Genomic DNA, 22,733 nt, shown 5'->3' on the forward strand with positions numbered 1-22,733 from the left:
GGGGAACAGCGGACACAGATCAAGATTCGGGCTCGCCGCCCTGGCACGGCAGGGACCAAAGTCCCTCGTCGCCGGTCCGATGGACCCTCAGTTGGCCCCCAGCCACAGGTCGGGGCCGAACACCTCGTAGTGGATGTCGGAGGCCGCCACCCCCGCCGTCAGGAGCCGGGCGCGCATGTCACGCATGAACGGCACAGGACCGCACAGATAGGCGACCGCGCCGGCCGGGATCTTGATGCCGTCCAGGTCCATCAGGCCGTCGCGGTCGGGGGCGGCCGCGCCGCTCTCGTACCAGAAGACCCGCTCGGTGGCCAGCCGCAGCATGTCCTCGCGCAGCGCGTGCTCGGCCGGAGAGCGGTCGGCGTGCAGGACGAGAACGCGTCGGCGCGAGCCGGTGGCGGCCAGGTGGTCGAGCATCGCCGTGATGGGCGTGCAGCCGATGCCCGCGGACACGAGCACCAAAGGCGCGTCCCCGTCCTGCAGCGTCACGTCGCCGAAGGGAGCCGACAGGGTCAGCTCGTCGCCCGGCCGCACGGTGGTGTGCAGCAGCGTGGACACCTCGCCGGCGGGGTCGCCGTCCACGCGCTTGACCGTGATCCTGCGGAACCGGTCTTCGCCCCCGTTCGACAGCGTGTACTGGCGCAGCTGGTGCACGCCGTCGGGCATGCGGACGCGGACGCTGACGTACTGACCGGGGCACGCGGGCGGCACCGGGGCGTCGTCGGCGGGGCGCAGCAGGAACGAGACCGCGTTCGAGGTCTCGTCCTGGCGGGCCATGACCCGCCACTGCCGCCATGTGTCGCCGTTGCGGGCGCCGGCCTCGGCGTAGATGCGAGCCTCCAGCGCGATCAGTGCGCCTGCCATCAGCCAATACACCTCGTCCCAGGCCGCGGCGACCTCCGCGGTGACGGCATCGCCCAGCACCTCGGCGATGGCGCCGAACAGGTACTTGTGGACGATCACGTACTGGTCGTCGGTGACGCCGACCGCGGTGTGCTTGTGCGCGATGCGGGCGAGCAGGGCGTCGGGCCGCTCGTCAGGGTGGTCCAGGAGCATGGTGGCGAACGAGGCGATGGAGCCGGCCAGCGCCCTGCGCTGCTCGCCGTTGGCCTGGTTACCGCGATTGAACAGGCCGTCCAGCAGCTCCGGTCGCTCGCTGAACATCGTGTCGTAGAACCGCGTCGTGATGGCCTCAAGGGAGGCTCCGACAATCGGCAGCGTGGCACGGACGATCGCGGCTGATTCAGCGGACAGCATGAAGTCTCCAGAGAGCAGGGGAGGGCAGCCCGCGACTGCGGGCCCGAACCAGGCTAAGAGTCCGAAGCAGGCCGTTCACCGGGCGAACGTCCGCACTTGCAGGGTCGAAAGTCCCTAACAGGACACAAGATCTTCTCCGGTCGGGACTTTGGTCCCTACCGGGCCAGGCGACGGGCCGGATAGTGGAGTGTTCTCCAAGGCGCGCTCGCGATCGCAAGCCGATCGGCAAGGAAGTCGGGACCTTCGCCCCTGCCGCGGAGGGGATTCGACGAAGGATTCTGAAGAGTATGCAGCTCGATGCGTCCGGACTTCAGGTGCTCACTCGCGAGGAGTGCCTCGACCTGCTGTCCTCAACCCCGATCGGGCGGATCGTGTTCACCGATCGCGCCCTGCCTGCCGTCCAGCCGGTGAACTTCTATCTCGACGGTCAGTCCATCGTGATCCGTACCTCGATCGGGTCGAAGCTGGCAGCCGCCACCCGACGTGCCGTGGTGGCCTTCGAAGCCGACGAGTTCGATCCCAAGCTTCGCACCGGCTGGTCGGTCACCGCGGTGGGACAGGCGCGGGAGGTGACCGATCCCGACGAGATCGCCTGGTTGGCGGCGCTGCCGCTGACAACCTGGGCACCGGGCAGCAGGGACCATTACATCGTGATCGAGGCCGAGCACATCTCCGGCCGCCGCATCACGACACACTCCAACGGGGCAACGACCCCGCAACGCGCGCAGGGTTGAGGTCGAAGGAGCCGCCCGGCCTGTGGCCCGGTGCACGTACTCGATCGCAACGCCCTTGGAGGTGACGCGGGCACGGCGGAACTCGGGGTCGAAGTCTTCGACGTTCAGGGTGGGGATCTCCTCGGCGCGGGCGGCCTTCTCATACAGCAGCCTCCAGAGCGCGCGTTCTCGCAGGGCGTGCCGATTGTCGGTGAACAGCGTCTCCAGCCGGGCGCGCGGGCTGGAGCGGGCGCTCTTGCGGCGCTCCAGCCGCCGGGCCCGGTCGGTGGCTGAGCTTTGATTCCGATGTCACGCGCCGGGCCGTATCAGGCCGCTCTCGTAGGCCAGGATGACCAACTGGACCCTGTCGCGCACGTTCAGCTTGGCGATGGCCCTGGTGATGTGGGTCTTGGCAGTGAGCGGACTGATGACGAGGCGCTCGGCGATCTCGTTATTGGAGAGTCCGAGCGCCACGAGCTTGACCGTCTCCCGTTCCCGGGAGGTAAGGGCGGCCAGCCGCTGCCCCGCACTGGGCGCGAGGTCCTGCCGGTGGGCGAACTGCTCGATGACGCGGCGGGTCACGCCCGGCGACAGGAGCGCATCTCCGCCGGCGACGGCGGCAACCGCCCGGCGAAGGTCGGCGGGTTCGACCTCTTTGGTGAGGAAGCCGCTGGCTCCGGCGCGCAGGGCGGCGAAGACGTGTTCGTCGGTATCGAACGTGGTGAGGATGATGACGCGACAGCCCAGAGTGGTCGGGTTGGTGACGATGCGGCGCGTGGCGGTGATCCCATCGGTGCCCGGCATGCGGATGTCCATGAGGATCACGTCGGGGCTTGCGCTCGCGGCCAGCCGTACGGCTTCGTCGCCGTCCTGTGCTTCGCCGACGACCGTGATGTCCCGGGAACGGGCCAGCAGGCTGCGGAAGCCGGCCCGTACGAGTGCCTGGTCGTCGGCGAGGAGCACCTTGATCGTCATGCCGTCGAGCCTGCCACAGGGATGTCGGCCCGCACGGCGAAGCCGCCGCCGGGGACGGGTCCTGCGGTGAGCGCGCCCCCGAGTGCGCTCACTCGCTCGCGCATGCCGGCCAGGCCATGGCCTTCGGTGACCTCGGCGCCGCCTGGCACGCTGCGGCCGTTGTCGGTGATCTCGACGGTGATCGAGCGCGGCTGGTAGCCGATCGTCACCTTGGCTTTGCTCGCTCCCGCGTGCTTGAGCGTGTTGGCGAGGGACTCCTGTACGACGCGGTAGGTGGCGATGGCGGGAATGGCGGGGACGGCCGAGGGGTCGCCGTGTTCGTCGAGGGTCACCTCAAGCCCGGCGGCGTGGGCATCGGCGATGAGCGTGTCCAAGGAGGCCAGATCCGCCTGGGGTGCGGTGTCAGCTGGGTCGTCGCGCAGGATCGTGATGAGGGAGCGGAGGTCGGTCATCGCCCGGTTCCTGACGTCCTTTGCCAGGCGTAGCGCGGCGGCGGCCGCGGCCGGGTCCTCCTGGAGGGTGTCGGCGGCGACATTGAGCTGCACGCCGACGACGGCCAGGGTGTGCGCGATGATGTCGTGTACTTCGTGCGAGACGCGCAGCCGTTCCTCGGCGGCGCGGGCACGGCTGTCGGTTCCGCGCAGCTGTTCGCGCCAGCGGATCGCGGCGGCGTAGGTGAGGCCCGCGGCGATGAGGATCGCCAGGAGCAGTCCTTCCCCCGCGACGTGGACCAGGTAGCGGGTCGGGTTACTGTCCAGGACCAAGCGGAAGTCGACCGCGGAGTAGACCAGTTGGGCCAGGCCGATGGCGGCCACCCAGCGCACGCGTGGCGTGGTGGCGGCGGTGAAGTAGGCGACCGCGGCCGGCCAGATCCAGCCGGCGGGAGACCAATGTCCGGTGAGGTGATAGACGAAGATCCCGCCGATCGACAGCAGCAGCACGGTCATCGGCCAGCGGCGTCTGACCAGCAGGAGCACCCCGAGAAGCAGGGCGAGGGGGATCGTGCCCCGCCAGGGGCTGTGCACCCCGGTGGCGAGGGCTACGGCGACGAAGAAGACCAGAGTGAGGGCGGCGAGCGTGATGTCGGCGATCCAGGCAAAATGCCGGACAGGAGCGGGTTCGCGTCGTGGGGGCGGTTCGGCCATGCGGAGCCCCTTTCTCGAGGGGTGACGGGTGACGCCGGGCCGGGGCGTACCGGACCGCGTCGCCCAGGTGGTCACATGGGCGACGCCGCCGGCGTGTTCGGCTTCCGTGGCCGCGTGGACCGGCGGGCTCGAGGACCGCGGAAGCTCGGGATCTGTTTACCAGCCCGGGTGGGAAGGTTCGGATCAGACGTGGGTGACCAGGAGGGTCACGCCTGCCTCGCCGCCACAGTCGACGAAAACAGGACCGACGCCGTTACCGATCGTGGGGGCGAGGGTCGCCTTCGCCACGAATCCCTGCGGGTTGTCCTCAATGATGCGGATGTTCTCTAGCACCGGGTGCTCCCTGTCGAGCCCGGCGAGCACGGCCTTGAGCCCTTTGCCGCCGCCGCAGTGGCCGGTGATCGTCACCTCCTGACGGCGCTTGGTGGTGGGATTGGGGCTGACCTGAACCACCGCCCTGGCGCCCTTCGGCGGCTTCGGCGCGGCCATCGCGGCGGTGGCCTCGCCGGCCGTGCCGGCCTGGGCACCAGCCGGCGCGCCGGTCGATCCCAGCAAACCGGCCGTCAAGCTCAGCCCGGCGATCGCAGTCATCGCTCTCTTGCTCATGGCGATTCCTCCAGTTCTCATCCAGCCATCTCGACGAGAAACGCTAGGCCGGGCCGCAGCGGGAGCGCGTCGTCCGTTGATCGTCACGTGACCTTGCACCGTTCGCCGTACGCACTACACCGTAGGGAGTAGGCATCAGGTCTCGACCGACCGCACGAGGCCGTGGCAAGACCACCGGCGCCGCGCTGGTCAACCTGTACACGGGGGGCGAGGTGTGGAACGACAACGCCTTCACCAACCCCTCAGGGCGTGCCGACGTTCGCCCGTGACGGTTCCGGCAGAGCGGTGACAGAGATATGGCAGCGCGGCCTGGCACGGTCGGGCCATGGCTGAGAAGACGAACGTGCTCATCGTCGGTAGCGGGCCCACGGGGCTCACGCTCGCGGCAGAACTGGCCAGGCGCGGGATCGACCATCGCATCGTGGAACGGGCGCCGGAGCCGTCACTGGGTTCGAAGGGCAAGGGGTTGCAGCCCCGCACGCAGGAGATCTTCGACGACCTCGGAGTGATCGACCGCGTGGTGGCGGCCGCGACGGTCTATCCGCCGTTGCGGGTGAGGATCGGCAGAGTGGCGGTGTATCAGGGTCGCATGCACAAGCCCGCCGCGGCGACCGACGGCGTGCCGTACCCGATGGTGGTGATGCATCCACAGTGGCGCACGGAGGAGGTCCTGCGTGAACGGCTGGCAGAGCTGGGCGGGAAGGTGGAGTACGGCGCGGAGCTGACCGGCTTCGAGCAGGACGCGCAAGGTGTGACGGCCAGGCTGGGCACAGGGGTGACGGTGCGGGCCGACTACCTGGTCGCGGCCGATGGCGGCAGGAGCTTCGTGCGCAAGGCGCTCGGTGTCGGCTTCGTCGGCGAGACCCGCGAGGAGGAGCGGATGGCGCTTGGCGACGTACGTGTCGAGGGGCTCGACCGTGACCATATCCACGTCTGGGTCCGGCCGGGCAGGGGCATGGTGGCGCTGTATCCGATGGCCGGCACCGACACCTTTCAGGTGCTCGCGCCGCTCAAGCCGGGCATGACGCCGGATCTGACGCTGTCCGGCTTTCAGAGGGTCTTTGCCGAGCGGTCGATGCTGCGCGGGGTGCGCATCACCGAGTTGCTGTGGTCCTCCCTCTACCGGGTCAACATCCGGCTGGCCGACAGGTATCGGGACGGTCGTGTCTTCCTGGCCGGAGACGCCGTCCACGTGCACTCGCCCGCAGGCGGGCAGGGCCTCAACACCGGTGTGCAGGACGCCTACAACCTGGGCTGGAAACTCGCGCGTGTGCTCGCCGGAGCGCCGCGGTCGCTGCTGGACACCTACGAGGAGGAACGCCGCCCGATCGCGGCTCGGGTGCTGGGCCTCAGCACCGACCTGCACGACAAGAAGACCTACAAGCGCGACGAGGAGACCTACCAGTTGCAGGTCGGCTACCGGGGCGCTTCGCTGGCCCGCAAGGGCGGGGATCGGGTGCCCGACGGGCCGCTGCGCCTGGCCGACGGCAGTCGGGCGCGCATGTTCGACCTGCTGCGGGGCCCGCACTTCACGCTGCTCTCGCCGGAACCCGCGCCCAGGGTGCCGAACGGCCCGCAGGTGCGGGCGTACGCCACCGCCGAGCCGTACGGCGACGTGCGTCACACCCTCATCCGGCCGGACGGATATATCGGGATCGCCACCGACTCATCCAGCGAGCTCGCCGGCTACCTGGCCATGGTCTGAGCGGGGACGTCGGCCACATGATCGACACGCCGCGCCAGGCGAAACGGCCGTCCTGGCGGGTCTACCCGTCACCGGGATGGCGGGTTGAGCGACTGGTCGGCACGATCATGATGGTGGCCGCCCCGCTGACGGCCCGTTCGGGCATGCTCACCGAAATCGGGTGCGCACCGCGCGGGAGGCGCTCACCAATGCCGCCATGCACGCCCCGCACGCCGCGATCACGGTTCGGCTCGAGTACCGCGTCGACACCGTGAACCTCGTGGTCCGTAACGAGTCCGTTCCCGACCCGGCTGAGGGCCACCGCAGCGCGGGTCCTGTGGGGTACGGATTGACCGGCATGCGCGAACGACTCGCCCTCGTGGGCGGTCGACTCACCGCTGCGGAAAAGCGGGGTGGCTGGCAGGTGGTCGCGGAGGTACCGGCGTGAGTGACACCACGGTGATCCGCGTGATCGTTGTCGATGACCAGCAGATCGTCCGGGAGGGCCTGGTGGCCCTGCTCGGGCTGCTGGACGACGTCGAGGTCGTCGGTGCGGCGGGCGATGGCGAGGGCGCGCTTCGGCTGCTGGCGGAAACCTCTGCCGACGTCGTGCTGATGGACCTGCGGATGCCGGTGATGGACGGGGTGGAAGCCACACAGCGCATCACCCGGCAGCATTCACAGGTCGCGGTCTTGGTCCTGACCACGTACGCCGACGATGACTCGATCGCGGCGGCCCTTCGTTCAGGCGCCCGCGGCTATCTGACCAAGGACGCCGGCCGAGCCGAGATCGCAGCGGCTCTCCGTGCCACCGCGTCCGGTCAGTCCACCTTCGACACCGCCGTCTCCCGGCGCCTTGTGGCGGCCATGCTACGGCTGGGCCCGCTCCACCCCGTCCCGCCGGATCGCTGGGGCAACCCCGGCGGGCTCACCCCCCGGGAGATCGAGATTCTGAAGCTCATCGCGCAAGGCATGACCAACCAGCAGATCGCCACGTCGCTGTTCATCGGCGAGTCGACGGTCAAGACGCACATCAACAACGCCTTCGCCAAGATTGGAGCTCGTAGCCGCAGCGACGCGACGCGCTACGCCTACCGGCATGGGTTGGCGGAAGGCTGAGATCGGTCCCAACCGTTCCAGCGTCGCGCAGATCCCTCGCCGCCGAGGTCCTGCCGCCGAGCCGTCTTCGTGGCCTCCTCCGGGTCCGGCCGAGATCCGGCCAGAAGCGGCCACGAGCCGATCATGTTCATGATCTGGAGTCTCTCCGAGGGCGGGCGCTCCGGAGCCGGAGACCCAGCAGCTGTACGTGGAACTCATCGACAGGCTGATCCCCATCCGCGTGCGGCTGCTGATGCTCCTCAACGACCCGCCAGGCTGGTTCGATCAGCATCCCGGGCCCACGCGTCCCCAGGGGGGCGCCGCGTCGGTGACCTCGGCCGACGGCCGGTCGCGTCCGAGGCGGTCGATGGTGCGGTCGATGGCCGAGGCGTAGGCGCGGATGGGTGTTGGGGTTGGCCGTGCGCGGGGTGGCGAGGAAGGCGTCGGCAGTTGCGGCGAGGCTGACACTCCGCCACGCAGGGCGGCGGACCAGCATGGAACCCGAAGAAGGCGCAGATGATTAAGAAAATTAAGGCGGATCTCTTCAAAATTAATATCTCGCCGGGTATAACTTAAGGTATGACAGATCAGGCGATGGACTGGCAGGAACTCACGAACCTGACCCGGGGCCGGCCGTTCTTCGTCGAGCGGGTGCGCCTGGCAGACAACGGCGTCGCGATCGAGGGCGAGTTCGAGCTACCGCAACTGGCTCAGCTCAATGTCGAGGATCAGGTCTTCGTCACGGCGTTCGTGCAGTGCCACGGTTCCATCAAGCAGATGGAACGGATCTTCGGGGTGAGCTACCCGACGATCAAAGCTCGACTGAACCGGATCACGCAGATGCTCGACTTCGTCGAGACCGATCCGGCACCGCCGCCGACCGAGGTCCTCGATCGGTTGCGCCGCGGCGAGATCACCGCCCAGCAGGCATTGTCCGAACTGGAGGGGCGCACGTGATGCCGCAGTTGCTGACCGTACGGGTCAAACGCCCGGACCATCGTGCCATCCGGATCTGGGTGCCGGTACTTCCCGTGGTGCTCGTACTTACACCGGTCGTGGTCCTGGCTGTCCTGGGGGCGGTCGTGGCCTGCCTCATGTTCGGCGTCAGCGTGGTGCGGGCGTTCGGCACCGGTTGGCGCGTGGTCTGCGCGTTGCCCGGCACCCGGGTCGACATGGAGTACAGCCGTACGGCCGTGCTCGTAGCCATCCGATAGGAAGGGTCTTCGATGAACGAACATCGCAAGGACATCCTCGACATGCTGGCCGAAGGCAAGATCACCGCAGAGGAGGCGGAGCGGCTCATCACCGCGCTCGAACGGGACCAGCCGCCGACGGCGGCCGGTCCGGCCGCCCGGCCGAAAGGCAAGGCGAAGTACCTGCGGGTGGTGATGGAGTTCCTCGATGACGGCGAGTCGGGGCGGCTCAACGTGCGGATACCGCTGCAACTGCTGCGGGCCGGCGTACAGCTGGCGGCCCTGATCCCGCCGCAGGCACTGGATCGGGCCAACGCCGAGCTGAGCAAGTCGGGTGTGCCGTTCGACCTGACGCAGCTCAAGCCCGAGCACCTCGAGGCGCTCGTAGAGCACCTCGACGAGACGATCGTGGAGCTCGAGCAGCCCGATGGCCACCTGCGTGTCTTCTGCGAGTAAGCGTCGTCCAGTGGGACGGACCCCTGAGGGGGTGCTGGAACACCCTCCCGAGGCCGCACCTGCCGTAGCAGGGCGCGGCGAACGGAACCCCGATCCGCGAAGTCGTCGGGGAGGCCCCTGCGAAGTTCGCCGAACCACCCCGAAGGTCAGCGGATCAGCCGCAAGCGTGAACGGCTGACCACCACCATCGATCGCGTCACGGGTGACGAGCCGTGACGACGGGCCCGCGATTCACGTGCAGGGGCCCGGAGAAGTCAGACAAGACGCTGCAGGTGCTGCGCGCTGCCGCATCGGGAGGCACGCAAGGCCGGCCAAGGTCCCGGCGGCGATCAGGTCTGCCTCGGTGTCGTGTCAGCGGCCGTGTCAGCACGGTGGCGGCCCGGTATCAGCGTGGCCGGCGATGGTGGATGCCATGAACAGGTCAGCGATTGCGGCGCTCGCGGCCGCACCCGTCGCCGCAGGCGCTCCCGCCGCGTCCGCGACGGCGAAGCCGAGGATCGAACTCTCCGGTGCGTTGACGCAGTACGTCTTCCCCTAAGGGGGGCGGTGGCGGGCTCGCTCACGAGCAACGATCAGGCCGCCTCCATCCACACGCCTGCAGTCTCGGCTTGCGCCTCAGCTATTCGGCGTTGCTAAGTACCAGTAGTCAGTGTTACTTTATACCGGTAGTTAGCGGTACGAGGTAGCTGAAAGGAGGTGGTCCATGGGCAAGCTCGTGACCGAGATGCTCAAGGGAACGCTGGAGGGCATCGTCCTGGCGATCCTGTCCGGCCGGCCCGCGTACGGCTACGAGATCACGGCGTGGCTGCGCGATCAGGGCTTCTCCGATATCGCCGAGGGCACCATCTACGCGCTGCTGGTCAGGATCGAGCAGCGCGGACTGGTCGACGTGGAGAAGGTCCCGTCCGAGAAGGGGCCCCCGCGCAAGGTGTACTCCCTGAACGCTCAGGGACGGGAGTACCTCGAAGAGTTCTGGAGGACCTGGAGCTTCCTGGCCGAGAGGCTCGAACAGCTCCGCACAGGAGGGAAGTAGACATGGCCGCACAGTCGAACGAGCCGAAGAGCCGCTATTTGCAGTACCTGGAGATGGTCACCGGGCCGCTGGAGGACAAGCGGCGCTACCGGCAGTACAAAGCGCGCATCAAGCAGCTTCCCCAGAACTACCGCACGGCGGCCGAGGCGCTGGAGCGCTACCTGATGCTCCTCGGACCGGCGGACGGCGCCGGCGCGATGGCGATGTACGAGGACCTCGTCGATCTGTTCGAACAGAGCGCGGCGGACGGAACCCCGATCCGCGACATCTTCGGCGAAGACCCCGTGGAGTTCGTCGAGGCGTTCGTGGCCAACTATCCGGCCGGACAGTGGAGAAGCCGGGAGCGGAACCGCTTCACCAGCGCCATCGAACGCGCCGCCGGCGAAGACACCACACGACAAGACAGGACAGAGTGATGACGACACAGCAAGCCCAGGCGATACAGGTGCAAGGCCTGGAGAAGTCGTACAAGGAACTGCGGGTGCTGCGCGGCGTGGACTTCTCCGTGGCGCGGGGCAGCATCTTCGCCCTGCTCGGCTCGAACGGGGCGGGCAAGACCACGGCCGTGAAGATCCTGTCCACGCTGCTCAAGGCCGATGCGGGCACGGCCCGCATCAACGGTTTCGACGTGGCCACGCAGGCTGCGGACGTGCGGGAGTCCATCAGCCTCACCGGACAGTTCGCCGCCGTCGACGAGATCCTCAGCGGGCGGGAGAACCTCGTGCTGGTCGCCCGGTTACGGCATCTCAAGAATCCCGGCAAGATCGCCGATGACCTGCTCGAGCGTTTCTCGCTGACCGACGCCGGCACGCGGAAGGTGTCGACGTACTCGGGTGGCATGCGCCGCCGCCTCGACATCGCGATGAGCCTCATCGGGAACCCGCCGGTCGTCTTCCTCGACGAGCCGACGACCGGGCTCGATCCCCAGGCGCGCATCGAGGTGTGGCAGGCGGTCAAGGAACTCGCCGCCCAGGGCACGACGGTGCTGCTCACGACGCAGTACCTGGACGAGGCCGAACAACTCGCCGACCGGATCGCGATCCTCCACGAGGGCCGGATCATCGTGAACGGCACCCTGTCCGAGCTCAAGCAGCTGCTCCCGCCCGCGAAGGTCGAGTACGTCGAGAAGCAGCCGACGCTTGAGGACGTCTTCCTCGCGCTCGTCGGCGCCGACGGCAAGGACGGCGACACCGGCGAACACCGCATCTCGGTACGCAAGTAAGGAGCAACGATGAGCAAGCATTTCTTCGGCGACACCGCCGTCCTGCTGGGACGCTCCCTGCGCCACATCACGCGCAGCGTGGACACCATCGTCACGACCGCGCTCATGCCGATCGCCATGATGCTGATGTTCGTCTACGTGTTCGGCGGCGCCATCAACACAGGGTCGGTTTCGTATGTGAACTACCTCCTGCCCGGCATTCTGTTGATCACGGTCGCCTCGGGCATCGCCTACACCGCGTTCCGGCTGTTCATGGACATGAAGGGCGGCATCTTCGAGCGCTTTCAGTCCATGCCGATCGCGCGGTCGTCGGTGCTGTGGGCGCACGTGCTGACCTCGCTGGTCGCCAATCTGATCTCGCTCGTGGTGGTCGTGCTCGTCGCCCTGCTCATGGGCTTCCGCTCGGGGGCGGGAGTGCTGGCGTGGCTCTCGGTCGCCGGCATCCTGATCCTGTTCACCCTGGCGTTGACCTGGATCGCCGTCATCCCCGGTCTCACCGCGAAGTCCGTGGACGGCGCGAGCGCGTTCTCCTACCCGCTCATCTTCCTGCCGTTCCTCAGCTCGGCGTTCGTGCCCACCGACACCATGCCCGGCCCGGTGCGCTTCTTCGCCGAGCACCAGCCGGTGACCTCTATCGTCAACGCCCTTCGCGACCTGTTCACCCAGCAGCCGGTCGGCACCGACATCTGGATCGCCCTGGCCTGGTGTGTCGGCATCCTCATCGTCGCGTACGTCTTCGCCATGAACACCTACCGGCGCAAGATCTCCTAGGCCGTATCGCCGGGCTCGGCCTGATCTCGATGAGCGTGGCGGACAGGCGGATCGCGGCGCGGTTGCCCTGAACAAGCCCAGCCCCTCCTCGGCTTGTCTCCGCTGCCGGGCGGAGGCTTCCAGGAGTTGGCGCGAGATGAGCACCGGGCTGTGAGCGGACCACCCAGAGCGCATGCGGCAGCCGCTGACCCTTGCCGGTGCGAGTGACGAACGGCCTCCATCGTGGGTGGGCCGATCCCCCCACCAGGTACTGATGTCACCCCGATGTCGTGGTGGACCGGGGCGACGCACGCCGCCGCCGACGCGGATCGGCATATCCCTTGCAACGCACCCTTCGAGCTTCACACAACACGTCCTATCGCGAGACAAGGAAGATCATGACTGAATCCCTCCACACCGTCACGACGATGCCGACGGCGCGTCAGTCCGGCTGTCCCTTCGACCCGCCCAAGGAGCTGATCGAGGCCCGCCGGCACGGCCCCATCAGCCGCTTCCCCTTCCCCGACGGGCACGAGGGGTGGCTGGTCACCGGCTACAACCTGGTCCGGTCGGTGCTGGCCGACTCGCGGTTCAGCTCGCGCAAGGAGCTCATGAGCCACCACCCGCTGATCGACTACGGCGACATCGAGGTCCCTCCGGCGCCGCCCGGGGAGTTCCTCCTCATGGACGAGCCGCAGCACAGCCGGTACCGCAAGCCGCTGGTGGGCAAGTTCACCGTACGGCGGATGCGGCTGCTCACCGAGCGCGTAGAGCAGATCACCGCCGAGCATCTGGACGCCATGGAGAAGGCCGGGCCGACGGTGGACCTGGTGACCGCGTTCGCCAAGCCCGTCCCCGCCATCATGATCTGTGAGCTGCTGGGCGTGCCGTACGAGGACCGGGGCTCCTTCCAGGAGAACATCGACACGTTCATGAGCGGGGAGGCCGGCGACGAGGACCTGATCGCGGCCTACACCTCGGTGCAGCAGTACCTCGCTGAGCTGGTGGCCGCCAAGCGCGCCAACCCCACCGACGACATACTCAGCGAACTCACCGACAGCGACCTGACCGACGAGGAACTGAAGGGCATGGCCCTGATCCTGCTGGCGGCCGGGTTCGACACCACCGCGAACATGCTGGCGCTGGGCACCTTCGCCCTGCTGCGGAACCCGGCCCAGCTGGCCGCGCTACGCGCCGACCCCACGCTCACCGACCAGGCGGTGGAGGAGCTGCTGCGGTACCTGAGCGTCGCCAAGCAGTTCTACCGGGTGGCGCTGGAGGACGTCGAGCTGGGCGGCCACACCATCAAGGCCGGCACGACCGTCATCCTGTCCCTCAACACCGCCAACCGCGACCCCGAGCGCTTCTCCGACCCTCACACGCTCGACCTCCACCGGCAGGACGGCGGCCACATGTCCTTCGGCCACGGCGTCCACCAGTGCCTGGGCCAGCAACTCGCCCGCGTCGAGATGCGCGTCGCCTTCCCCGCACTCCTCAACCGCTTCCCCACGCTGCGCCTGGCCGTACCGGCCGAAGAGGTCGCCCTGCGCCCGGAGGCCGCCGACATCTACGGGGTGAAGAGCCTCCCGGTCACCTGGGACGCGTGATCGCGAGCCGGTGACCGGTGAGGTCGCCCACGGCCGCTGTGGCTGCTCGCCTGCGGCGGTCGCGTCCGCGGCCCGTTTGTGCCCGTATTCCGGTCGCCCCCTGACGGGGGCGGCTCGCGTTCCGCGGCAGGACCACCAAGGGCGAGCCGGAGCGACACGACGGCATGGAACCGGCCGCCCGTGTGCGCCTTCGACGAAGGCTGCTCGTACTCCTGGCACGCCGCAACGCACCGATCCAGTGACACGGCCGTCCCGGTCGATCGAAGTGCAAATTCCTACATTTCAGGTCTTGAGAAAGGAATACGGTATGGAAGATACGACAAGCGGGACACCCGAACAGGGACATGTCGGGCGCAGAACCGTGTTGAAGGGCGTGGTGGGTGCCGGCGCGCTCGCCGGCGCACACGCCGCCCTCACCGGCCGCGGCAACGCCTCCGTACGCGGTGGCGGTGACGATGCCGAGCACGGTGTCGAGCACGGCTGGGGGAAGGTCGCCGACGTGTTCCGCGCGAACTTCAGACACCCCGGTGAGGTCGGCGCGGCGTGCAGCGTCTACGTGGGCGGCCGCCCCGTCGTCAACCTGTGGGGCGGCCTCGCCGATCGCGAGGCGAGCCGCCCATGGCGCAAGAACACCATCGTCCAGGTCGCATCCACGACGAAAGGCGCCACCGCGATCTGCGCCCACATGCTGGCACAGCGCGGTGAACTGGATCTGGACGCCCCGGTGGCCCAGTACTGGCCGGAGTTCGGCGCTGCCGGCAAGGAGCAGATCCCGGTGCGCTGGTTGCTGTCACACCAGGCAGGTCTGCCGATCGTCGACGGGCCGCTGACATTCGAGCAGGCGTGCGCATGGCACCCGGTCATCCGCGCGCTCGAGGCGCAGAAGCCGCTCTGGCAGCCGGGCACCGAGCACGTCTACCACAGCGTCACGTTCGGGTTCCTGGTCGGGGAGGTCGTGCGCCGGATCTCCGGCCAGTCACTGGGCAGGTTCTTCGCCGAGGAGGTGGCCGCCCCGCTCGGCCTGAGCGCCTGGATCGGGCTGCCTGAGAAGCAGGAGAAACGGGTGGCCCGGATCCACTACGCCGCTCCGTTCAGCGTGGAGGAGCTGACGGCCGGGCTGATCGCGACCACCGGGCTCGATGCGGACACGGTCACCGCATGGGTGAAGGCCGTGTGGGGTCCGGGCTCGGTCCAGGCCCGCGCCGGCGAGCTCGGCGGCGCCCTGGACAACACGTCCGACTATCACACCACGCGTGCCTGGCGCGCGGCTGAGTTCCCAGCCGCGAACATGCTCGCGGACGCGCGATCGTTGGCGCGGATGTATGCCGCCACGGTCAGCGACGTCGACGGGGTGCGGTTGCTCGATCCCTCGACAGTCGAGAAGATGACGGCCGTCCAGACGGACAAGACGCCGATGCACGGGCTGCCGCCGGGGCTGAACATCCCGGCTGACCGCTCCTTCTACATGTCGCTCGGGTTCTGGCGGGCCTGCCCGCCGCTGCCGATGGCCGGGTCGGGGTCGTTCGGCCACCCGGGCTCCGGCGGATCGATCGGCTTCGCCGACCCCGATGCCGGTGTCGGCTTCGGCTACGTCACGAACCTCTGGAACTTCCGGCCCGACGACCCTCGGGCGTCGAACCTGGCCAGGGCCGTCCGGTCCTGCCTCGGATGACGACAGCCCTCGCGTGACGGACCCCCAGGAGACCCTGCGGGAGCCGGCAGACCGGCACGCCATCCCCGGCGTCGGCGCCGTCGACCGCCTGCGGCGGGGGAGATCAGCGTCCAGGAGGCGCCGGTAGGCGTCAGCACAGCACATCGAGGAGCTTGGCGAGGCCATCGTCGACGTCGACGAGTCCGGCACCGAGGTGCGGGTGTCCCGCGAGTGACACCGCCACGGGCTAACGAAGGGAGAACCCGATGACGAGACAGGCGACCCACGCGCAGGGTCTGGAAAAGTCCAGCTCACCCGCGCTGCGCGCGTCCGATGCGGACCGCGACCGCGTCACCGAACTGCTGCGCATCGCCGTCGCCGACGGCCGGCTCGACCCCGTCGAGTTCGACGAGCGGCTGGACGCGGCGCTGACCGCCCGCACCATCGACGCGCTGGCCCCGCTCATCACCGATCTGGTCGCGGTGCCAGGCGGCGACGTCGCACTCACGCTCCCGCACGCTGGGACGCCGGCCGCCGAACGGCTCACGATCAAGGAGCGTCACGGCTCGGTGCGTCGTGAGGGCCGGTGGACGCTGCCGCACCGGCTGGCGCTGCGCACCGCGTGGTGCGAGGTGGTGCTGGACCTGACCAGCGCGGTGCAAAGCGCGCCCGAGCTGGTCATCGAGCTGCGGGTGAACGGCGGCACCGTGGAGTTGGTCCTCGCGCCGGGCATGGTGGTGGACGCCAACGAGCTGTCGGTGCGGCACAGCACGCTGGCGATCAGCAGGGACGGGGGCGACAGCACGCCGGAGACGCTGCACGTCCGCTTGGTAGGCCGAATGCGGCACGGCCGGCTCGACACCCGGTGGCAGGCGCCGCCGCTCCGCCGCTGAGATGAGCAGCCGGCCACGAGACGCTGATGGCCGGGGTGAGAGCACAAGCGATCGCCGCGGCCAGTGCGCGGCCGAGGTGTCTCACACCCGGCTCAGCCCAGGTAGAAGTCCCTGCGAGCGGCCACGAACGCCTCGATCGTTTGGACAGGTACGCCCGTCACGCGTTCGACGTCGTCGGACGCGGCGTCGTAACGGTTCTCTTGGTGCAGTCGGACCAAGATGGTGGCGAGGTGCTGTTCAACGTGCGGCGGCAGACCCGCCTTGGCGAGCACCTCGGCCCGCCACCGGTCCAGCGGCACGTCCACATAGGACACCGGGCGCTCCAATGCCCGTGAGAACTCCTCGGCCATCTCGGTCATGTCGAGCATGCGTGGCCCGGCCGGCTCGTAGGCGTGCCCGATGTGCGGGGCCGGGTCGCGGAGCACGGTGGCGACCACCCGGGCGACGTCGTCCACGGCGACCGGCGCCGTGCGCCCGGTGCCGAACGGGAGCGCGATCGTGCCGTTCTCCCTGATCGATTGTGCCGCCAGCGTGGTGAACAGCGGATTTTCCAGGAAGACCGTCGGCCGGATGTGGACCACTGGCAGGCCCGACCAGTCGAGTACCTGCTCCGCCAGCCAGTGCAGCCGGTGCTGGTGCGACTCCGCGGTGCCGGTGCCGGTGGCGGCCATCTCCGACACCGCCATCTGTGACATGCCCACCAGAGCCTCCAGCTCCCCGCGTTCCCGCGCCACGGTGGCCACCACGGTCGCCGCCAGCAGATGGTCAGGCGACACGGGCATCGCGAAGTACATCCGCCCGACACCCTCCAGCGCGGCCGCGACGTTCTCGGGTCGGGTCAGATCGCCGACGACGACCTCCGCGCCGAGGGCGCGCAACTCGGCCGCACGCTCGTCATCACGGCGGACCATCGCGCGCACCGGCACGTCCTGCGCGCGCAATTGGTCGAGCACCGTACGGCCCGTGCCACCGGCGCCAGCGATGAGAACAAGGTTGCCGGCAACCATCGGTCGCTCTCCTGAGTAGCTGAGTAGCTGAGTGTCTGAGTGGAGGTGCGATCAACGTGCTGTCACCGTCCGGGGGCCCGCTGCTTCACCTCCTGCAGTCCCCAGCCGTTGCCGTCCGGGTCACGGAAGGTGACATAGGAGGCGTAGGAGGCACGGTCGGGGTGCGGGCCGGCCAGCCGCTCCTGGCCCTGGCCACGGTGGACGACCCCGTCGGCGTCGTGACCGTGGTGAAGGAGCCCTCCGCCGTCGTGAAAGATCTCGCTCACCTCGACGCCCCGGCCGACGAGCTCCGCGCGGGCCTTTTCGATGTCGTCGACGACGAGATACAGGCCTTGGGCGGAGCCGGGGGCGGCGGAGGTGAGGCCCTTGCCGAACATGATCGAGCACTCTGAGCCGGGTGGCGTGAGGTGCACGAGCCGGTAGTCCTCACTGAATGTCTGGTCGACGTCCAACCGGAATCCCGCAGCCTCGTAGAAGCTCCTGGCCCGATCGACGTCGGAGACGGGCAGCACGATGAATTCGAGTTTGAGGTCCATGTGGTGTCTCTCTTTAGGTCGGGAAGTGGATCCACCAGGCGGCCCCGGTTATTCGCGCCCGCATCCCGGCAGGGCGAAGGCCCAGGCGCCGACGAGCACCTGGTGGTCGCGGTCGGCGAGCAGATCGGCCCCCGCGGTCGATGAGCTCGGACCGAGCCGCGTCACGGTAGGCAGGGATCGCCTCAAGCTGACCGTCCCTCCGGACCACCGGAAGCGCCTCCACATGGACGTTCCGAAGCTTGCGGCGGAGTCGAGGACTGTGTCGTCCTCGCTCACGGACTCGCTGACCGCTCTCATCAGATCGCGCGCTGTGCTTGTTTCGCCCTCTTTTCCTGGGCGTCTCGTTTCCTCCCCCGGACTCCCTCAAGCGACATCTAAGGACTTCTCATCAATATTTGGCGTGCTGTCCCTGGCCGATTCCGCGTCTCCCCGCATCATCATCCACGGCCGTCCGGGGAAGTCCTTGAAACCCAGCCCTGGCTGGCGCCTGCCGGCGCGGTCGATGTCGTAGGCGGCGCCGTCCGGGCCTCGATCGGTCAGGTTGTCGCGGCATGACGGGACAGCCCGGGGGTGCGGCTCCTCCAACTCGCTGGTCGACGCTGAGGAACTCGTCCACGAGACCTACGCCCGCGGCTTGTGCCGGCAACAGCAGGACGCCGTCGAGCTCCCAGCGCCTGGCTGACGACGATCGTCAGCCGCATCTGCGCGGACCTGCTCGGCCGGTAATGCCCGGGCAGCACGAACCATCGGCAGTAGCACCGCCGCGCCCCCGGCCTGCGAAACCAGGTCAGTGGCTCAACGGGCAGAACCGCCCGTCAGGGCTCGAGGTCGGTCACTCCTTTGCCGCTCGGAATATCGAGCGGCACAGAAACCTGGTCGTGCGTGATCAACCAACTGCCGTCGATCTTCCGGAAGCAGAAAGTGACCCGGACCCACATACCGCTCGTCGCCGTCCCGTTCTTCAGCGTGCCGCTCAGCCGGCCGAAGCAGTGCCCGAATGCCACATCATCGCCCACGGTGAGCGTCAGGTCGCGGACCTCGTAAGTCACATCATGGAAGAACGTGAACACGTTCGCCCAGTTCTTCAATTTCGCCGCTATCCCTACATGCTGCAGCGGCGGCTCGACGTCGAAGGACACGACATCCGTTGCGTAAAGCTGCTTCAGGCCCTCGAGATCCTTGGCTCGGAGCCCTTCGATCATCTTGTCGACCTGCTGCCGAATCTTGGCTTCATCTATCTCGCGTTGAGTAGGCATCGCTGCCCGTCCCTTCCATGCGGTGTGGAATCTTGGCTTCTCACAGGTACGACGACACAGCACCCGGGGATGTCAGGCTCACGGCATTTACGGTCAGGACGCTCCTGCCGCGTCGAGCGACGAACCTGAGCCCGCCAACACGTCGTCGGGTGCGAACGGAGACGCACGGCCGTCGAAGTCGCATCATCACGGCATCGGTGAACTCGCCGAGCAGCGTCTCGATCTCGATCCGGTCGGCGATGGCCTCCAGGTCGCTCATCGGTCTCCTTCATGTCTCGCCTGAGATTCCTGGATGGTTTGCTCGCCGGTCCTGAGCGCGATCATCGGCGATTGTCTTGAGGTTCGCCGGCGATCCAGTTCCAGCTGGTGATCGTGGTGCGCATCAGGCGGGCGGCGGTCGACAGGTGGCTGTCGGCGCCCCAATAGAGGGTGACCGCGCGACGGCAGTCGGGACTGTCGACGGCGATCCAGGCGGCGGGGGCCCGCGTGGCGCTGCGGCGGGCGAAGGCGGGGACGAGACCGATGCCGAGTCCTGCGCTGATCAGGTCCGCGATGGCGGCGGGCTCGTCACCTTCGCAGACGATCTTCGGTGTGAGGTCTCGTGCGGCGAAGAGCCGATCGAGCAGCCGGCGTAGCCAGTGCCCTTTGCGGGCGGTGATGAAAGGCTGGCCGGCGAGTTCGTCGATGCGTACGGAAGCGCGGCCCGCCAGCGGGTGATCGAGTGGCACGGCCACCCCCACCGCCTCATCGAACAGCTGCGTGGCCTCCAGGCCCTCGGCATGGATCGGCTGCGAGGCGACACACAGATCAACGTCTTGGGCCCGCAGGCGGCGGGCCATGTCCTCGGCCGGCGACCAGTGGAGCTCGATCTCGACGGAGGGATGGGCGCGCTTGTAGGCCGCCAGCGGCCCGGTGAGGGTGAGGAAGGTTTCTGACGCCAGTCTCACGGTGCCCAAGCCTTGGCTGGTGGCCTCGGCGACGGCGCGTCGTCCCGCATCGAGTTCGCCGAGGGAGCGTTCGACGTGGTCGCGGAAGAGTTTGCCCGTGTCGTTCAGCCGGAGCCGGCCGCTGCGCTCGAACAGCGGTACGCCCAGCTCGCTCTCCAACCGGGCGATGGTACGGCTCAGCGACGGCTGGGCGATGTGAAGCTCGTCGGCTGCCCGGCTGAGGTGCTCCAGCCGCGCCACCACCAGGAACTGCTTGAGCGTGTTCAGCTCCATCATGCCTCCACACACATAACGCCATAGCAATATTGATCTTAGACAAGATAGCTCATGGGTCATAGCTTCGGATGGGTTCGCGTACGGAGATCAGAGTGAGGAGGACCCTTCATGGTCACCAGCAGCCTGGGATCCGCTGCCGCGCATCGGACGAGGCCGACCGGGTGGGCTTTCCGGGCCGTTGTCAGCGCGCACGTGGTGGCGATCGTCGGCCAGCCGGTGTTCGCCGGGGTGTATCTGACCGGTGACTTCGACAGCCTGCGCCGGCACGCGGTCGGCGCCGACGTGGTCACCTCCATCGGCTACCTGCAGGCGATCGTGGCGATCATCGTCTGGGTCCGGCTGCGTCAGGCCTGGCCGTTCCTGGCCACGATGGCGGTGGTGGCGGCCGAGACGGTGCAGTACTTCGCCGGCTTGGACGGCGCGCTGTGGCTGCACATCCCGCTGGGCGTGATGACCGTCGCCGCGCTCGTCGTGCAGTTCATCGCGGTCTGGCGCCGGCCGCTCCAGCGGAGTACGCGTGCGCAGGGGGAGGGCCTCGATGCGTGAGCACGATGAGGGCCGGTCCGTCCGTGCTCGTGGCCTGACCAGGCGCCGGGTGCTGGGCATCGGCGGGGCGCTCGGGCTGATGGCGGCCACCGGGCTGTCGACCTCGGCCGCGCTGGCCCGCCGCCCGTCGATCACCGGTGCCGAGCTGCGCAGCGCTGTGCCGTTGCCGCCCGCCTTCCAGGTACCGTTGCCGCTTCCCGCTGTGCTGGCGCCGGTCAGCACAGCGGGTGGCACCGACCGTTACGAGATCACCCAGCGCGAAGCGAGTGCGGAGATCCTGCCCGGCGTCAAGACGCCGCTGTGGACGTACGAGGGCACCTTCCCAGGGCCGACGATCGAGTCGCGCCGCGGCCGGCCCATCACCGTGACGCACCGCAACGAACTGCCCGTGCCGACCGTCGTGCACCTGCACGGCGGACACACCCCGGCAGCCTCCGACGGATACCCGACCGACCTCGTCCTGCCCGAAGGCTGGCACGACGCCGCCATGCCCACCGGGCATGGCTCCGAGCATGGTTCGCACGGTATGCACGATCCGCGGGCCGTGGTGAGCAAGCTGACGAGGGACTACACCTTCCCGCTGGACCAGCGGGCGACGCTGCTGTGGTACCACGACCACCGGATGGACTTCACCGCCCCCGCCATCTGGCGGGGCCTGGCCGGGCTGCACATCGTCCGCGACGACGCAGAAGACAATCTCGGCCTGCCCGAGGGGCTCCGCGAACTGCCTCTCATGATCGCCGACCGCGCGTTCGCCGCCGACGGCAGCCTCGACTATCCCGCACTCGACCCCACCCTGCGGGAGCGGCCGGGCGTGCACGAGTCGTACCTCGCCGGCGTCCTGGGCGACGTGATCCTGGTCAACGGCGCCCCGTGGCCCGTACACGAGGTCGACACGGCCCGCTACCGGCTACGCATCCTCAACGCCTCCAACGCCCGCCACTACGAACTGGAAGCGGTCACCGACGACGGCCGCCGGCTGGACCTCGTCCAGATCGGCGCCGATCAGGGACTGCTCGCGACGCCGGTCACCCATCGGCTGCTGCCGATCGCACCCGCCGAACGCTACGACGTGATCGTCGACTTCTCCGGTGTCCCGGTCGGCAGCCGCGTCAGACTCATCAATCGGCTCGGCTCGGGCCGTACCCGCGACGTGATGGCCTTCCGCATCGCACGCCACGCCACCGACGACAGCCGCATCCCCCGCACGCTCTCCACCGATCTGCCGACCTGGCGGCGGTCGGACGCCGTCCAGGTGCGCGACTTCTCCTTCCGCGCCGGGCAGATGCGTGGCGATCACGGATGGCTGATCGGCGGGCTGCCGTTCGACCCCGCCCGCACCGATGTCACCGCCCGACTCGGCGACGTCGAAGTGTGGCGCCTGGTCGCCGACGTCCACCATCCCGTCCACTTGCACTTGGTCGGGTTCCGGGTGCTGTCGCGCAGCGGTCGCCCGCCGCTGCCACACGACGCGGGACTCAAGGACACCGTCTCCCTACGGCCGGGCGAAGCAGTGGAGATCATCACCCGTTTCGACGGCTACCGCGGCCGTTACCTCTTCCACTGTCACAACGCCGAACACGAGGACATGGCCATGATGGCCAACCTCGAGATCATCTAGGAGCCATCTGCCATGCCTGCCGATCCGGGGATCGTCATCATCGGAGCGAGCCTCGCCGGCGCGAAGGCCGCCCAGGCCCTGCGCCTCGAGCACGGCTACGACGGGCCGATCACGCTCGTCGGCGACGAGCCCCACCTGCCCTACCAGCGCCCGGTCCTCTCCAAGGGCTACCTCCTGGGCACCTCAGGGGCCGCTGACCTCGACGCCCCTGTCACTGCGGGTAAATCATCCGTTTCCCGCCGAATGTCCTAGGGGTGATCA

The 22,733-nt window shown here is 68.5% G+C and carries 28 protein-coding genes; 19 read left to right on the forward strand and 9 right to left on the reverse strand.

The window, feature by feature from the left end; genetic code table 11:
* Positions 1-87: 87 nt before the first annotated feature.
* Positions 88-1,257: a globin domain-containing protein gene (locus tag AC3EO4_RS39765; protein WP_431900568.1), complete on the reverse strand. Its 1,170-nt coding sequence runs from the start codon at positions 1,255-1,257 to the stop codon at positions 88-90.
* Between the two features lie 287 nt (positions 1,258-1,544).
* On the opposite strand from AC3EO4_RS39765, the gene AC3EO4_RS39770 reads away from it, so the two are divergent.
* Complete coding sequence (locus tag AC3EO4_RS39770) at positions 1,545-1,991, forward strand: pyridoxamine 5'-phosphate oxidase family protein (RefSeq protein WP_431900571.1); 447 nt, start codon at positions 1,545-1,547, stop codon at positions 1,989-1,991.
* Between the two features lie 288 nt (positions 1,992-2,279).
* Here the strand turns inward: AC3EO4_RS39770 and AC3EO4_RS39775 are convergent, their stop codons facing one another.
* From AC3EO4_RS39775 to AC3EO4_RS39785, 3 genes are all read right to left on the reverse strand, one after another.
* Positions 2,280-2,945, reverse strand: a complete 666-nt coding sequence (locus AC3EO4_RS39775; RefSeq protein WP_379580648.1) for a response regulator transcription factor — start codon at positions 2,943-2,945, stop codon at positions 2,280-2,282.
* On the reverse strand, positions 2,942-4,090 hold the full coding sequence (locus tag AC3EO4_RS39780) for a sensor histidine kinase (protein WP_431900574.1): 1,149 nt from the start codon (positions 4,088-4,090) through the stop codon (positions 2,942-2,944). Before AC3EO4_RS39780 ends, AC3EO4_RS39775 begins: the two co-directional genes overlap by 4 nt.
* 183 nt (positions 4,091-4,273) lie before the next feature.
* The gene (locus AC3EO4_RS39785; RefSeq protein WP_431900577.1) at positions 4,274-4,681 is read right to left on the reverse strand and encodes a hypothetical protein; all 408 of its coding nucleotides are present in this window, start codon (positions 4,679-4,681) and stop codon (positions 4,274-4,276) included.
* Positions 4,682-5,021: 340 nt separating this feature from the next.
* Between AC3EO4_RS39785 and AC3EO4_RS39790 the strand changes: the two genes are divergently transcribed.
* The 15 genes from AC3EO4_RS39790 (at position 5,022) to AC3EO4_RS39860 (ending at position 16,283) form a co-directional block, all read left to right on the forward strand.
* The gene (locus tag AC3EO4_RS39790) at positions 5,022-6,401 is read left to right on the forward strand and encodes an FAD-dependent monooxygenase (RefSeq protein ID WP_431900578.1); all 1,380 of its coding nucleotides are present in this window, start codon (positions 5,022-5,024) and stop codon (positions 6,399-6,401) included.
* Between the two features lie 160 nt (positions 6,402-6,561).
* Positions 6,562-6,828 carry an ATP-binding protein gene (locus AC3EO4_RS39795; RefSeq protein WP_431900581.1) on the forward strand — a complete coding sequence of 89 codons (267 nt, stop codon included), beginning with the start codon at positions 6,562-6,564 and terminating at the stop codon, positions 6,826-6,828.
* Positions 6,825-7,499, forward strand: a complete 675-nt coding sequence (locus AC3EO4_RS39800) for a response regulator (RefSeq protein WP_379580653.1) — start codon at positions 6,825-6,827, stop codon at positions 7,497-7,499. The genes AC3EO4_RS39795 and AC3EO4_RS39800 overlap by 4 nt, the downstream gene beginning before the upstream one ends.
* 187 nt (positions 7,500-7,686) lie before the next feature.
* The gene (locus AC3EO4_RS39805; RefSeq protein WP_431900583.1) at positions 7,687-7,872 is read left to right on the forward strand and encodes a hypothetical protein; all 186 of its coding nucleotides are present in this window, start codon (positions 7,687-7,689) and stop codon (positions 7,870-7,872) included.
* 185 nt (positions 7,873-8,057) lie between these two features.
* Positions 8,058-8,435 carry a DUF2089 domain-containing protein gene (locus tag AC3EO4_RS39810; RefSeq protein ID WP_431900586.1) on the forward strand — a complete coding sequence of 126 codons (378 nt, stop codon included), beginning with the start codon at positions 8,058-8,060 and terminating at the stop codon, positions 8,433-8,435.
* Positions 8,435-8,692: a hypothetical protein gene (locus tag AC3EO4_RS39815; protein WP_431900588.1), complete on the forward strand. Its 258-nt coding sequence runs from the start codon at positions 8,435-8,437 to the stop codon at positions 8,690-8,692. Before AC3EO4_RS39810 ends, AC3EO4_RS39815 begins: the two co-directional genes overlap by 1 nt.
* A 12-nt stretch (positions 8,693-8,704) precedes the next feature.
* Entirely contained in the window at positions 8,705-9,127 is a 423-nt protein-coding gene (locus AC3EO4_RS39820; protein ID WP_379580656.1) for an SHOCT-like domain-containing protein, read from the forward strand.
* A 412-nt stretch (positions 9,128-9,539) separates the two neighbouring features.
* A complete protein-coding gene (locus AC3EO4_RS39825) occupies positions 9,540-9,665 on the forward strand; it encodes a hypothetical protein (RefSeq protein ID WP_379580657.1) in 126 nt (41 codons plus the stop codon).
* A 165-nt stretch (positions 9,666-9,830) separates the two neighbouring features.
* Positions 9,831-10,160 carry a PadR family transcriptional regulator gene (locus AC3EO4_RS39830; RefSeq protein WP_379580658.1) on the forward strand — a complete coding sequence of 110 codons (330 nt, stop codon included), beginning with the start codon at positions 9,831-9,833 and terminating at the stop codon, positions 10,158-10,160.
* Positions 10,161-10,162: 2 nt separating this feature from the next.
* A complete protein-coding gene (locus AC3EO4_RS39835; protein WP_379580659.1) occupies positions 10,163-10,576 on the forward strand; it encodes a DUF1048 domain-containing protein in 414 nt (137 codons plus the stop codon).
* Complete coding sequence (locus AC3EO4_RS39840) at positions 10,576-11,382, forward strand: ABC transporter ATP-binding protein (protein WP_379580660.1); 807 nt, start codon at positions 10,576-10,578, stop codon at positions 11,380-11,382. Before AC3EO4_RS39835 ends, AC3EO4_RS39840 begins: the two co-directional genes overlap by 1 nt.
* Positions 11,383-11,391: 9 nt before the next feature.
* Positions 11,392-12,153, forward strand: coding sequence for an ABC transporter permease (locus AC3EO4_RS39845; RefSeq protein ID WP_379580661.1), 762 nt, complete (start codon positions 11,392-11,394; stop codon positions 12,151-12,153).
* Positions 12,154-12,530: 377 nt separating this feature from the next.
* A complete protein-coding gene (locus AC3EO4_RS39850) occupies positions 12,531-13,739 on the forward strand; it encodes a cytochrome P450 (protein WP_431900594.1) in 1,209 nt (402 codons plus the stop codon).
* A gap of 307 nt (positions 13,740-14,046) precedes the next feature.
* Complete coding sequence (locus AC3EO4_RS39855; RefSeq protein ID WP_379580663.1) at positions 14,047-15,411, forward strand: serine hydrolase domain-containing protein; 1,365 nt, start codon at positions 14,047-14,049, stop codon at positions 15,409-15,411.
* 245 nt (positions 15,412-15,656) lie between these two features.
* Entirely contained in the window at positions 15,657-16,283 is a 627-nt protein-coding gene (locus AC3EO4_RS39860; protein ID WP_379580664.1) for a DUF1707 SHOCT-like domain-containing protein, read from the forward strand.
* Positions 16,284-16,375: 92 nt separating this feature from the next.
* On the opposite strand, the gene AC3EO4_RS39865 is transcribed toward AC3EO4_RS39860, so the two are convergent.
* The 5 genes from AC3EO4_RS39865 to AC3EO4_RS39885 form a co-directional block, all read right to left on the reverse strand.
* Positions 16,376-17,290 carry an NmrA family NAD(P)-binding protein gene (locus AC3EO4_RS39865; protein ID WP_431900597.1) on the reverse strand — a complete coding sequence of 305 codons (915 nt, stop codon included), beginning with the start codon at positions 17,288-17,290 and terminating at the stop codon, positions 16,376-16,378.
* Positions 17,291-17,352: 62 nt separating this feature from the next.
* A complete protein-coding gene (locus AC3EO4_RS39870) occupies positions 17,353-17,826 on the reverse strand; it encodes a VOC family protein (protein ID WP_379580666.1) in 474 nt (157 codons plus the stop codon).
* Positions 17,827-18,641: 815 nt separating this feature from the next.
* Entirely contained in the window at positions 18,642-19,082 is a 441-nt protein-coding gene (locus AC3EO4_RS39875) for a YybH family protein (protein ID WP_379580667.1), read from the reverse strand.
* A 40-nt stretch (positions 19,083-19,122) separates the two neighbouring features.
* The gene (locus AC3EO4_RS39880) at positions 19,123-19,341 is read right to left on the reverse strand and encodes a hypothetical protein (protein ID WP_379580668.1); all 219 of its coding nucleotides are present in this window, start codon (positions 19,339-19,341) and stop codon (positions 19,123-19,125) included.
* Between the two features lie 61 nt (positions 19,342-19,402).
* Entirely contained in the window at positions 19,403-20,302 is a 900-nt protein-coding gene (locus AC3EO4_RS39885) for a LysR family transcriptional regulator (RefSeq protein WP_431900600.1), read from the reverse strand.
* 111 nt (positions 20,303-20,413) lie between these two features.
* Between AC3EO4_RS39885 and AC3EO4_RS39890 the strand changes: the two genes are divergently transcribed.
* Genes AC3EO4_RS39890 through AC3EO4_RS39900 form a run of 3 tightly spaced genes read left to right on the forward strand, consistent with a single transcriptional unit; the run spans position 20,414 to position 22,724 of the window.
* Entirely contained in the window at positions 20,414-20,851 is a 438-nt protein-coding gene (locus tag AC3EO4_RS39890) for a hypothetical protein (RefSeq protein WP_431900602.1), read from the forward strand.
* A complete protein-coding gene (locus AC3EO4_RS39895) occupies positions 20,844-22,472 on the forward strand; it encodes a multicopper oxidase family protein (RefSeq protein WP_431900605.1) in 1,629 nt (542 codons plus the stop codon). Before AC3EO4_RS39890 ends, AC3EO4_RS39895 begins: the two co-directional genes overlap by 8 nt.
* Before the next feature lie 12 nt (positions 22,473-22,484).
* The gene (locus AC3EO4_RS39900; protein ID WP_431900608.1) at positions 22,485-22,724 is read left to right on the forward strand and encodes an FAD-dependent oxidoreductase; all 240 of its coding nucleotides are present in this window, start codon (positions 22,485-22,487) and stop codon (positions 22,722-22,724) included.
* Positions 22,725-22,733: the final 9 nt, after the last annotated feature.

This window comes from Nonomuraea sp. bgisy101, assembly GCF_057708945.1.